This window comes from Halogranum roseipondis (assembly GCF_059695585.1).
This window is the reverse complement of the sequence record NZ_CM185235.1, coordinates 2,965,580-2,978,137: the sequence shown is the minus strand read 5'-3', so window position 1 is coordinate 2,978,137 and position 12,558 is coordinate 2,965,580. Positions and strand designations below refer to the sequence as shown.

The 12,558-nt window shown below is 68.0% G+C and carries 6 protein-coding genes; 3 read left to right on the top strand and 3 right to left on the bottom strand.

Annotation, left to right across the window (positions count from 1 at the left end; translation table 11 throughout):
- The first annotated feature begins 84 nt into the window (after positions 1-84).
- Positions 85-2,256, top strand: coding sequence for a DUF7846 domain-containing protein (locus EOHIBHHM_RS15550; protein ID WP_497252156.1), 2,172 nt, complete (start codon positions 85-87; stop codon positions 2,254-2,256).
- 153 nt (positions 2,257-2,409) lie between these two features.
- Here EOHIBHHM_RS15550 and gghA read toward each other — a convergent pair whose 3' ends face one another.
- Positions 2,410-4,818, bottom strand: a complete 2,409-nt coding sequence (gene gghA, locus EOHIBHHM_RS15545; RefSeq protein WP_497252154.1) for a glucosylglycerol hydrolase — start codon at positions 4,816-4,818, stop codon at positions 2,410-2,412.
- Between the two features lie 83 nt (positions 4,819-4,901).
- On the bottom strand, positions 4,902-6,863 hold the full coding sequence (gene malA, locus EOHIBHHM_RS15540) for an alpha-amylase MalA (protein ID WP_497252152.1): 1,962 nt from the start codon (positions 6,861-6,863) through the stop codon (positions 4,902-4,904).
- 228 nt (positions 6,864-7,091) lie between these two features.
- Between malA and EOHIBHHM_RS15535 the strand changes: the two genes are divergently transcribed.
- The gene (locus tag EOHIBHHM_RS15535) at positions 7,092-11,633 is read left to right on the top strand and encodes a DUF7997 domain-containing protein (protein WP_497252150.1); all 4,542 of its coding nucleotides are present in this window, start codon (positions 7,092-7,094) and stop codon (positions 11,631-11,633) included.
- A gap of 61 nt (positions 11,634-11,694) precedes the next feature.
- Here the strand turns inward: EOHIBHHM_RS15535 and EOHIBHHM_RS15530 are convergent, their stop codons facing one another.
- The gene (locus tag EOHIBHHM_RS15530; RefSeq protein ID WP_497252148.1) at positions 11,695-11,955 is read right to left on the bottom strand and encodes a hypothetical protein; all 261 of its coding nucleotides are present in this window, start codon (positions 11,953-11,955) and stop codon (positions 11,695-11,697) included.
- A 105-nt stretch (positions 11,956-12,060) separates the two neighbouring features.
- On the opposite strand from EOHIBHHM_RS15530, the gene EOHIBHHM_RS15525 reads away from it, so the two are divergent.
- Positions 12,061-12,540 carry an SRPBCC family protein gene (locus EOHIBHHM_RS15525; protein ID WP_497252146.1) on the top strand — a complete coding sequence of 160 codons (480 nt, stop codon included), beginning with the start codon at positions 12,061-12,063 and terminating at the stop codon, positions 12,538-12,540.
- Positions 12,541-12,558 lie beyond the last annotated feature (18 nt).

The window sequence follows — 12,558 nt, the reverse complement described above, 5'->3', positions numbered from 1 at the left end:
AGCCAGGTGGGAGCCAAGCGAAGCATCGGTTCGCCGTTGTTCCCACACGGCCAGCGCACTGCGGCCCGCTCGGACGACTGAGGGATGACGCGAGCACGTCGGCAGCGACGGTTCGCCCTCCTCGGTCTCGTCGTCGCGCTGCTGGCCGGCGTCGCCGTCTACGTCCTCGCGACCAACCTCTTTCCGTACCACTCGGTCAACGACGACGAGGGCGTCTACCTCCTGCAGGCGTCGATGCTGCTGGAGGGACAGCTGTTTCTCTACCCCGGCCAACTCGCGGAGGTGGTCCGCCCGTGGTTCTTCGTCGTCGCCGACGCGCCCGCAGACGTCGGCGGCGTCAAGATGTACGGCAAGTACTCCCCCGTCGTCCCCGCCGTCTTCGCGCTCTCGAAGGCGCTGACCGGGCGGTTCGACGTCGTCCTCGGCGTCGTCGCCGCCGGCAACGCCGCGCTCGTCTACGGGCTGACGACGCAGGCGTTCGACCGACAGACGGGCGCGCTCTCGACGCTCGTCCTCCTCGGATCGCCGCTGTTTCTCGTCACCTCCGCGACGTTCCTCTCGTACGCGCCGGCGACGTTTTTCAACCTCCTGTTCGGCTTCGCGTACGTCCGAGCGGCCCGCCGCGAGAGTCTCCCCTGGAGCGTGTTCGCGGGGACCGCCATCGGCGTCGCGTTCTTCGCGCGGTCGTACACGGCGGTGCTGTTCGCGCTCCCCTTCGTCGGCCACGCGCTGGTGTCGCTGTGGCGGGCGTGGAGGGCGGGTGAGTTCGGCCCGGTGTTCGGCCGGTATCTCGGTATCGCCGTCCCCGGTCTCTGCTTCGTCGGCGCGACGCTCGCGTACAACGCCGTCGTGACGGGCGACCCGCTCGTCTTCCCCTACGCGGCGTTCGCCCCGGCGGACGGCGTCGGCTTCGGCCGGCGCGAGATCCTCGGCTACGAGCGGCACTACACCCCCGCCTTGGCCGTCGAGACGACCGTCCGGCTGCTCGCGCTGTTCGCGACGAAGTGGACCACGGCCGGCCTCGTCGGGACGCTAGGGTTCCTCCTCGGTCTCGGGGTGACGCTCCGGCGGGCGTTCGCGGGTCCGGCGTCCGCACGGCGACCCTCGCCGCTCTCGAAGCGGGGACGGGCGGCCGCTCGGATGCCCGACCGCGAGGTGCAACTCGTCCTCGCGGGGCTGGTCGCGAGCGTCGTCCTCGGCAACGTCTACTTCTGGGGGACGTTGAACGGGATTCGCAACGAACTGATCGACCTGCTCGGGCCGTTCTACCACTTCGATCTCCTCCTACCGCTGTCGGCGTTCACGGCCGTCGGCGTGCTCACGGTCGTCCGGACGCTCCGTCGCGAGGCGCGAGCGCGGTTCTCCCCGGCGGAGGTCCGCGGCGTCCTACTTCTCGCGCTCGTCGTCTCCGCGCCGGTCGTCGCCACCGCCGAGGTGCAGGTGCTCTCGGAACCGTTCGCCGAGAACGGCCAGCGGACGGCGAATCTCGCGGCCACCTACGAACCGCTCGTCGAGAGCGAGTTCGACGACGCCGTCGTCTTCCTCCCCGACCCCTACGGCGACTGGCAGCAGCATCCGTTCCAGTACCTCCGCAACGACCCCGGGTTCGACGGCGACGTCCTCTACGTGCTCGACGGCGGACCGGACCGGGACGTCGAGACGTTGAACGTCGCCGCGAACCGGACGCCGTACCGGTTCACCTACCGGGGCGAGTGGACCGGCGCGGTCGACCCGGTGACGCCGCGGCTCCAGCAGTTGGACGTCTTGGAAGGCCAGCGGGTGAACGCGACGTCGACGCTCGGCGTGCCCGCCCGCGCCACGTCTGCGACGGTCCGCCTCGAGAGCGAGGCGGGGTACGCCCGCTACGACGTCGGGAACGTGGAACCCGAAGGGTCGCTGACCGTCGAGTGGACGCTGACGCCCGACGGTGCGCGGGTGACGAACCTCCCGGCGGCGACCGACCCGGCGCGGGTGGCGATGCCGGACGGCGCGAGCGAGGTCGACCTCGTCGTCACCTTCGTCACCCAGTCGGGAGCGACAGTGAGCTACCGACAGGAGGCGACCGTCGACGCGAGCGGAGACGGACTTCGCGTCGTCTGGCCGCCGGAGACGCGGGTGTGCTCGTTGACGACGGAGTGCGGAACAGAGGGGACGTACGTCGGCCCAGACGGTGACTACGTGTCGGGCGTGTCGGTCGAGACTGACGCGCGAGTCGCGAACGAAACCGACGTACAAGTCGTAGACGAGCCGGCGTGAGACGGGGGCGCTTCCGAAGCGCACACTGGCGACCTCACGAGTGAGTGCCGGTGAACGGGAGGCAGCGATCTCTGCTCTTTCGAGGACGAGGAGCACAGGCGAGCGAGCGGAGCGAACGAAAAACGACGTCGGCGGCCGAGCGAACGTGCTGGACTACGGCTCCCGCGTCCAGACGACGGCCTGACTGTTGGCCAGTTCGAACTCCTCCGAACTCTGGTCGACGCCCGGCGCGGCCAGTTCGACGTCCCACCCCTCGGTCGCGACCGGAACCTCGATCTCCTCGCGCAGGGACGCGGGCGACACCTCGACGGGGACGCCCTCCATGTTGGCGGCGAACAGCACCTGCTCGTCGCCGTCTGGCGACTCGCGCAGCCCGTAGTAGAGGACGGTCCCCTCCGTCGGGTGGACGTAGCCGAAGTCCTCGCGGTCGTAGTCGAGGTCCGCCAGTAGCCACTCGCGGTCGTGGCGGAACTCACGGACCGCGAGGTCGAAGGCGGTACGCTCGTCGTCCTGGGTCTCGTGCCAGTGGCTCAGGTTCGCGAAGTCGTGGACGTCGCGCATCCACGCGTAGGCGTAGGCTTCGAGGTCCCCCGGCGAGAGCTCGTCGCCGAACGGCTGGTCGATCGCCGACAGCATCGCGGCCATCACGTCGAGGTCGTAGTTCGTCGCGTCGACGGCCGCCGAGAGCGCGTTCATGAACGTCCGCAGCTCGTCGCGGCTCTCGAAGCCGAGCTCTTTGATCCGCTGGAAGTGCGTCGGATGCTGGAAGTCCTGCGGGCGCACCTGCCAGGAGAGAAACTTCGACTCGTCGGCGACGACCTTCACGTTCCAGACGGAGTCGGTGTCGCGGACGAACCCCCACGGCGCACGCATGTTGGCGTGGACGAAATCCATCGGGACGCCCGGGAGCATGCAGTGAAACAGCATCGACGACGCCGGGTTGTCGTAGGCCTCGTCGAGCGTCTCCGGTAACGTTTCACCGAGGTAGGGGTTGACCGGCGACTGGTTGAACTCCACCGTCGGGTCGATCTGCGTCCCGCGACGGATGGTGTCGTGGTTGGCGACGCCGGTCAGCCAGTTGCCGCCGAAGTCTGCCACCTCGCGGACGCGCCACCACTTCGTCGCCCAGAACGTCAGGAGGGCGGGCGTGTTGTGCGCGAACGTGATAGGAGACCACTGGAAGGAGTGGGGGTGTTGTTCGATGAGCGCGCGGTAAGAGGAGGCGAGTTCCCAGTCCTCGCGCGGCCACGGTCGGCCGTCCTCGTAGATCATCCACGGGCGGTACTCCTGCCCGGCGACCTCCTGGACGATGTGGTCCATCTCCGCGAGGTAGTCGTCGTCGTGGACGCTCTCCTCTAACTCGGGGTCCCAGTTGGTGAAGTCCTGTGCGCCGTCGACGCGGATACCGTCGGCCCCGAAGTCCATCTTCCGGCGCTGCATCTCCAGGAGCACCGCGCGGACGACGGGATGGGGGTACTCCAACTCTTGCCCGTACATCCCCGGCCCCTCGAAGTAGTAGTCGTTGAGCAGCTTGAGACCGCCGTTGTCCGAGTGCCCCAGCGCGACGTCGAAGACGATGCGAATCGGATCGGGCAGGTTGTGGCAGGTGGCGATGAAGTCGACCAGTTCGTCGGGGCGACCGGTCTCCAAGATGGCGGGGTTGGTCGCCGAGAACGCCGAGACGACGATGTCGTACCCCCAGTTGATCATCTCCGGGCGGTCGACGGCGACCGCGACCTCGCTGGCCTCGGGGTCGTCGGTCTCGACGGACCAAAAGTCGTGGAGCTCCTCGTTCTCGGTGATCGGTTCGACCGGCATCACCTGGATGGCGTCGTAGCCGACGAAGTTGCGCTCGGCGGGCGTCAGCTCCTCGCCCGCGCGGCGTTTCTCGCCGATCGTCTCGTACTGGCGGGCGAGACCGCCGAGCGACCCGGCCTCCGTGGCGGTTCCGGGGTGGATCTCCAGCATGCTCGTCGCCGGGTCGACGCGCGGCACGCCGTCGTCCTCACTGGTCGAGACGCGCTCCGCGTCCGTACCGAACGCCTGGAAGTAGTCGCGGTCGGCGCGCTCCTCGTCCAGTCGCTCCATGTCGTAGAGTTCGGCGGGCGCGAACGCACCGAACGGGACGGAGTACGCGAGTGGATCCGGGACGGTGTGCCACTCGCCGTCGTGCTGGTAGGTGAGTCGGTAGAGCGACCCGAGTTGCTCGCACGTGCCGGGTCGCATCCCGGAGACGACGCCCCAGTGGAACTCGCCGTTGCGGCGCAGCGGGACGCGCTCGCGGTGGAACGTGAGACTGTCGTGGCCGTACGGCTCGACCTCGTCGGTCGGCGTGAGCACTTCGAGGTAGACGTCGTCTTCGGAGACGCCCTCGTCGAGCAGTTCGGGCGTCCAGAAGCCGACCTCCGCGTGGCCGTCGGTGTAGTGTGCGCCGAGGCGGGTGACGACCTCTTTCATCGCCTCAAATCGGTCGTCGTGGCTGTCGATGACGTCGTCGTGCCAGTCGACGAGGTCCTGGGTCTGGGCGTCGAGTAGGCTGCAATCTCCGTAGGTGTGGCTCATGTGGTAGTGTCTGTGTGTCTGAATGTGGTCGGTCGGCGATGCAACGAAAGAACGCAGACGAAGCGACCGAGACGAGGGCGACGTTAGCCCTGAATCGGTAACACGACGACGTCGTCGACGGTCAACTCGCCGTCGACGAGGACGTCCTCGCCGGAGACGACGTCGCGCGTCTCGACGGACTCGGCGACCGAGAACGACGCGCTTCCGCCGCCGAAGTTGAGCGCGACGACGTACCCCTCGCCGCCATCCTGACGGACGAACGACGTGACGCGGTCCGAGTCGGCCTCGTAGTCGACGCGCCGGAACTCGCCCTCGAACTGGAGCGCCGGGATCTCCTTGCGCGTCTGGACGAGCGTCTCGTAGTGCTCGCGGAGCTCCTCGTTGGCCTCCTCCCACGCGAGCGCGTCGCGTCGGCCGAGTTGACCGAGCTCCTGCCCGCCGTAGAGCATCGGGACGCCCGGGAGCGTGAACAGCGCGCCCGCGGAGGCCAGCGCCGCCGGTTCGCCGCACTCGACGACGTAGCGCGTCTCGTCGTGGTTCTCCTGGTAGAGCATGAACGACGCGTGGTCGGGGAAGCCGACCTCGGTGCGCTGGTCGATGGCGTCGAGGATGGCGTCGGCCGACTGGTGACCGTTGCCGACCTGTCGCATCGTGAAGTACAGCGTCGTGTCGAAGTGCATGTCGAACATCCCGTTGTGGAAGTCCGCGATGTACGGGATGGTCTCGTCCAAGAGGAGGAACTCGCGGTCGTAGGACTTCACGCGGTCGCGCAGTTCCTGCCAGAAGGCGTTGGGGACGGCCCACGCCATGTCACAGCGGAAGCCGTCGGCGACGCGCATCCACTGGTCGACGGCGTCGAGCAAGTGCCGGCGGACCTTCGTGTTCTCGAAGTTCCAGTTGGCGATGTACTCCCAGTCGAAGTAGGTGCCCGGTTCGCCGCTGTCCTGCCACTCGTACCAGTCGTAGTACTCGGAGTCGGGGTTCTTGTACGCGTCCTGGAAGTACGGATGCTGGCGCGCCGAGTGGTTCATCACGAGGTCGAAAAGCACCTTCATCCCGTGGTCGTGGGCGGCGTCGACGAACGCCTCGTAGTCCTCGCGCGTCCCGAGGTCCTCGGCGACGTCGAAGAAGTCGACGATGTTGTAGCCGTGTGGTGCGTGGTCGTTCTGGAGCACGGGCGTCAGCCAGAGACAGTCGACGCCGAGTTCCTCCAAGTAGTCGAGACGCTTCGTCAACGCTTCGAACGTGTTGTCCGACTCCTCGTCGTCGGAGGCGAAGCCGCGGACGTAGATCTCGTAGAGCGTGACGTCCTTCGACCACTCCGGCGGGTCGTTGAGGCGGACGACCGAGACCGACTCGCCGGCCTTCTCGACGGAGACCGAGTCCGGGACGGAGTACGACTCGCCGATCGCGACGCCGTGGACGCGGACGCGCTCGTCGAAGGCGTCGATCGGGATGCGAACCTCGCGCTCGTCGACGGTGACGTCGCCGCGGGAGACGTCGTCGCGGTCGTCGAGCAGGAACTCGACGTCGAGCTCCTCGGCCGACCGACTGCTGTTGGGGTTCGGCTGCGGGTGAGCCTCGACGACGACGGTGTCGCCCTCGACCCGCCCGCGTAGTTGGATGCGCGGTCGACCGCCGCCCTCGCCCTCCTTCTCCGCGCCGAGCGCGCCGCTTCCTGAGCCGCTGACGCCGGAGACGCCCGAGACGCCGGAGACACCCGAGACGCCGGAGACGCCGCTCCAACCACTCATGCCGCTCATTCCGGAGGCGCCGAGACCGGTGCCGCCGACGGGACGGAGCGAGCCAGGGAACGCCCGGATCGTGAGTTCGTGCGTCCCGTCCGGCGCGTCGAGTTCGACGGTGTAGCGTCCCGGCGCGTCGGGGACGAACTCCTCGACGGGGTCGGTGCCGACCGTCGCCTGACTGGAGACGGGTGCGCTCTTGACGTGCCAACTGTACGTCGCAGCGGGGTCCGGATCACGCGGGGCGAGTTCGAGCGTGTCGCCCACCGCCGCAAACCGGGGTGGCCCAGGATGATGCATGGTTCACTCCAGCCATCAACGGTACTTTGGTTTTTCTCCTTGAACGAGTATTGTGTACACTCGTAGTAAAAGAGTAGTCAAGATTTATATATCCAGTCTCGGAACGTCGCACAACGTCCGTCGAAGTCAGGAGAGCACGGGTCGGCGAGCCACTGGTTTCGCCCGGTCTGGGCCGCCCACCTTGCGGATTCCGCCAAGATTTATGTAGTGGGACCCGCCTGTCACTCTATGCGACTGCGAACCGCGCTGAACGATTACAAACGCAACCGGGGGGCGCGTTTCCCGGAGGAGTGTCCGACGGCGGCGGGCGCCTTCTCGGGACACGGGGACCGGCTGGTCTACGTCGACCCCGGCGGCTTCATTCGGGACTATTCCTCGCCGCTGTCGGGGCTGTACGGGATCGACCGTTCGCGCTTCGGCATCGAGACCGACGAGGGGACTCACTGGTTCGACGAGTTGGATTCGGTACGGCAGCACTACTACCGCGAGACGAACGTGGTCGAGACGGAGTACGACGCCGGCGCGTTCACCGTCCACCAGTACGACCTCACGCTCGGTCGCGCCCACGTGACGCACGTCGAACTGCGCGGTGCCATCCCTGCGGACGCCCACCTCACCGCCTTCCTGACGCTCGCTCCGGAGGGGCGGGAGACGCAGGTCGGCCGACTCATCCACGAGAACGGCGGCCCGAACGGGACGAAGGCCGTCGAGGTGTTCCACCGCAAGGAGCACGACTACGTCACCGCCTCGACGGGGCTCGACGACGTGCGCGGGCAGATCCCCGAGCGGTTCGAGGAGATGCTCTCGGAGGACTACTTCGACTTCCCGCGGGAGGCCGTCCTCAACCGGTACGAGGACACCCACCTCAGCGGCGACGTCGTCGTGAGCGCTCCGCTGGAGCGCACCGGCCGGGCAGCCCAGACGACGCTCGTCACGCAGCTCTCGAACCACGACGAGGTCAGCCGCGAGGAGGCGCTCGCGGACCTCAGACACTGTGCCATTCACCACGCCGACGCCGACGCGCTTCGCGATGCCGGGCGTGCGCACGCGGAGGTGACCGTCCCCGAGAACGCACCGCGTTCGAACCTGGTGCGTGCGGACCTCCGGGTGCTCTCACTGTTGACGGCGCCGACCGGCTCACACATCGCCGGCCCCGAGTTCGACCCTTTCTACGCGCACTCGGGCGGCTACGGTTACACCTGGTTCCGCGACGACGCCGAGGTCGCCTCGTACCTCCTGGACGTCGACCGCGTCCTCGATCTCGAGGTCGACGACCAACTGCAGACGAGCGCCCGGTTCTACTGTGACACCCAGCAGGACGACGGGACGTGGCCGCACCGCGTCTGGGCCGTCGACGGCTCGCTCGCTCCCGGATGGGCCCACGCTCGCGTCGAGGGCTCCGACCGACCCGAGTATCAGGCCGACCAGACGGCGAGCGTCGTCGCCTACCTCGCGACGTTGTTGCGTCACCGCGGCAACGGACTGCCCCACGACCTCGCGAGCGACATTCGCAAGACGATCAGCGCGGGCGTCGACGGACTCGACGACACGCTGGCCGACGACGGCCTCCCCGAGCGCTGTCAGAACCTCTGGGAGAACATGAGCGGCCGGTTCACCCACACCGCGGCGACGTTCCTGAAGGCGTACAGCACCGTCGCTCGCGCACCCGTCGAAGACGGCGTCCGACGACACGCGGCCGAGCAGGCGACGGCGGTCTACGAGGCGCTCGACGACCTCTGGGACGAGGACCGCGAGGTGTACGCGCTCCGCATCGAGAACGGCGACCTCGACGCACGCTACGACTCGGCGACGTTCGCGCTCGTCGACGCCCTCGACGAGTACGACTCGCTGGAGGGCCTCACGGCCGAGGACCTCGAGCGACTCACCACGCACGTCGAGGAGACGCTCGACGGTCTCTACCGGGACCCGCCGGGGAGTCCGGTCGCCGGCCTCGTCCGGTTCGAGGAGGACTTCTGGCGGACGTGGGACCAGGACTACGAGAAGGTGTGGTCGGTGTCGACGGCGTGGGGAGCGAACGTCGCCGCCCAGCTCGCGACGCTGCTCGACTCGTTCGGTCGCGAGCGCGACGCCGACGCCTTCTTCGACCGAGCGGGCGACCTCTACGAACTCATCGAGGGTGACGGACCGCTGTGTACCGAGGCGGGCTACCTCGCAGAACAGGTGTTCGACGACGGCACGCTCGACAGCGCCGCCCCGCTCGGCTGGTCACACGCCCTCCGACTCCACACGACTGCCCTCCTCCGCGAGTACGACGCGCTCCCGTCGGCGAAGAAGTCGCCGTCCGGACCCGAGGGACGGCCGCGGTGGACGACCGGCGAGAAGTACGGCGTCGGAACGGTCGCCGACCACGAGGAGACCGACCCCTCGCGCGTGTGGTTCACGCTCACCGAAGGCGCGCTGACGGAGGTGCGCTTCCCGCGGGTCGACCTGATGAACCTCCGGACGCTGGACTTCCTCGTCGTCGATACGGACCCCAACTCCGAATACACGGCGCGGACGCACAACGAGACCCGCCGCGACGACGACGCCGACACCATCGAACGCCGCGCGGAGATGGTCGAGGACGACGCACTCGTCTTCCGACAGACCGTCGCCGAACAGGGCGACGGGCGGGGTCACGAGTGGACGCTCACCGTCGAGTACGCAACCGACCCCGAACACGACGCGCTGTTGACGGAGATGCAGTTCGAGGCCGACGACGACAACGAGTACGAGGTCTACGTCATCGCCGACACGGCGCTGACGAACACGGGCAACATGGACCGCGGTCTGCGTCTCGGCCAACCCGGCCGTTACCACCTCGTCGCGCGCGACGCCAGCGCCTACGACACGGGACACGAGGACGACCCGCTTCTCATCGACGAGGACGGCAACAGATACAGCATCGCCGTCGCGGTGACGGCCGAGGAACGGTTCGACTGGGCGACGGTCGGCGTCGCCGGGTCGGACTACCTCGGCCAACTGTTCGGTCGGGGGGAACTCCCCGACTCGCAGGAACGGCTCGACGACGAGAACGTCGTCCTCGTCGGGCGGATCGGCGGCGGAACGAGCGTCGAGCAGACGCTCGCACTCGGCTTCGCCGAGAACGCCGACACCGCCGCCGCGCTCGGCGAGGCCGTCGGGGCGCTCACGCGCGGCTACGAGACGGTTCGGTCGGCGTACATGGACTCGTGGGAGACGTTCCTCGCGGACAAGCCGCTGCCCTCGTCCGTCGCGGACGACCCCGCCCTCGGCAACCAGTACAAGGCCTCGCTGATGGGGCTGCGTGCGGTCGAGGACAAGACGTTCCTCGGCGCGGGCATCGCTTCGCCGTCGGTGCCGTGGGGTGAGGCCGTCGCGGCCGAGGAGTCGAAGGGGTACGGCTACAACTTCGTCTGGTCGCGTGACCTCTATCAGGTGTTCACGGTGTTCTGGGCCGTCGGCGACCTGAAGACGGCGACAGATGCGTTAGAGTACATCTACAACTACCAGCAGGACGACGAGGGGTTCATCCCGCAGAACACCTACCTCAACGGGAAGACCCGCTGGGGCGGCGAACAGATCGACAACATCTCCTTCCCGCAGGTGATGGCGTACATGCTCTGGGAGTCGGGCGTCGACTTCGAGGAGACGGAGTTCGACTTCCAGAACGTCAGACGCTCCGCGGACTACGTCGCTCGCAACGGTCCCGAGACGGCACAGGAGCGCTGGGAGGAGGAGGCCGGCTACTCGCCCTCTTCCATCGCCGCCGAGATCGCCGGACTCGCGTGTGCGGCGGCGATCGGTCTCGACGAGGGCGAAGAGGCCGACTCGCTGGTCTGGTTGGCGCTGGCCGACGAGTGGACCGACCGCGTCGAGGAGTGGACCGCCACGGAGACGGGGACCGATCTCCACACGAACACGCCGTACTACGTCCGGGTCACCCGCGACGGCGACCCCGAGGCGGGTCACCTCCGGACGCTCGCCAACGACGGACCGACGCTCGACGAACGCGAGATCATCGACGGCGGCTTCCTCGAGCTCACGCGGTTGGGAATCAAGCCGTGGGACGACGAAGTGATCCGAAACACCGTCGAAGAGGCCGACGACACTATCCGCGTCGACACGCCGCACGGTCCGGCGTGGTACCGGTACAACGGCGACGGCTACGGCGAGCAGGACGCCGACGCCGAGGGTGCACCGTGGACTATCGAGACGAAGGGGAAGGGCCGACTGTGGCCCATCTTCACCGGCGAACGCGGCGAGTACGAACTCCTCAAGGGGACCGCGGAGGGGCCGCTCGGACCGACTCGCCTCCTCGAGACGATGCAGGGGTTCGCCAACTCCGGTCGGATGCTCTCCGAGCAGGTCTGGGACCGCGAACACACCACGGCCTACAACTGGGCGTTCGGGGAGGGGACGGGCGCCGCGACGCCGCTGGCCTGGAGTATGGCGCAGTACGTCCGCCTCGCTCACGGCATCGACGCGGGCGAACCCGTCGAGATGCCGACGTTCGTCCGCGAGCGCTACCTCGAGACCGACCGTCCCGAGGGGCCGACGCTCCGCGTCGACACGCGCTTCAGCGGCGACCATCTCGAGGTGATGGGTAAGACCGACGGCGCCGTCGTCGCCGTCCGCACGCCGACCGAGACGGTGCTGGTCGAACCCGAGGACGGCGAGTTCGAGGCGACGGTCAGCATCGAGTACGGCGAGAACCAGGTGACAGTCGCGGCCGCGACGGACGAAGACCTCACCGTGGCGGGGACGACGGTCCGTCGGTTCACGCTGTAGGTCGGACGCTCCCTCCAGGGCTAGGAGCGACTCGTTCGCGTCGCCTCCGCCTTCGAGTGTCTCAGAGCGTCTGTGTCTGTCCGCTCAGCTGCTCGCGCATGTAGAAGTACACCGCCAGCGCGAGCAGGCCGGGGACGAAGCCGGCGAAGAACAGCGCCACGATGCCGAGCGCCCACGCCGGCGCGTACGGGACGGCGCGGCGTTTCGCGTCTCGGTAGACCCAGAGCCCGAGAACGAGTCCGAACACGGGCACGAGCAGGAAGACCAGAAAGATGACGAGCAGTTCCGGACCGCCGGGGACGGGACCGAACAGTGGGACCATACGTTCACACTCTATCGGGGTGATAAATTCTTTGTGTCGCCGCCGAACAGGCACGGACCGCCGCGGCGAGTGCGCTTTTCCCTCGCGGCGTTCTACTCTCTTGACATGCCCACGTACCACCGACAGGTTCGGGTCGACGCGCCCCTCGAAGAGGTGTGGGACTTCCACTCGCGCATCTCGGGGTTGGAGGCGCTCACGCCCGACTGGATGAACCTCCGGGTCGAGGCCGCCCGCGGGCCGAACGGCGACCCCGACCCCGAACTGCTCGAACAGGGGTCGCAGGTCCGGATGTCGATGCGGCCGTTCGACGTCGGCCCGCGCCAACAGTGGGTCTCGCGCATCGTCTACCGCGACCGCGACGACGAGAGCGCCATCTTCCGCGACGACATGCAGGACGGGCCGTTCAAGAAGTGGGTCCACACCCACCGTTTCGTCGACGACGACGGCGGCACCATCGTCCACGACAACGTCGAGTACGAACTCCCGCTCGACGGCCTGGGGACGGCGGTCGCCCCCTTGGCGGTCGTCGGGTTCGAGCCGATGTTCCGGTATCGTCACCGAAAGACCAGAGAGCTACTAGAGTAGTCGCCGACTCGGAGCGAT